1 protein-coding gene is annotated in these 465 nt (G+C 72.9%); it reads left to right on the top strand.

Annotated elements, in window-relative coordinates; translation table 11 throughout:
* On the top strand, nt 1-465 hold a 465-nt coding region (locus AC5RUJ_RS18335), incomplete at both ends, for an FHA domain-containing protein (protein ID WP_494156528.1).

Below are 465 nucleotides of genomic sequence, written 5' to 3'. Positions count from 1 at the left end.
CCGACGCCGGCCGGTTGTTCACCCTCGGGCGCGGCAGCTTCAGCGTCGGCCGCCATGCCTGCACGCTGACCGTCGCGGATCCGGCGCTCTCGAGGCTGCACGCCACCGTGGACGTCACCGACCGCCAGGTGATGCTGCGCGACGCCGGGTCGTCCAACGGCATCGTCTGGCGGGGCAGGCGCACCCGGCAGGTCGTGCTGCAGGCCGGCCGCAGCGTGCGGATCGGCGGCAGCCGGCTGCGGCTGGTCGTGGGCAGCGAACCGGACGAACCGTTCCGACCGGACACGGACCTGGCCGATCCGGTGCCCGTGGCTGAAAAGCCTCCGGAGCAACGGGCCAAAACGGCGTTGCTGCTGGCCGGGCTTCCGTTGCTCGCCGGGCTCGCGCTGGCCCTGCTGACGGGCATGTGGTTCTTCCTGGTCTTCAGCGCCATGTCCCTGCTGGCCGCCGCCGTGCCCTACGCCG

This window comes from Arthrobacter sp. Y3223164 (assembly GCF_059091005.1).
This window is presented reverse-complemented; position numbering and strand designations above follow the sequence as displayed.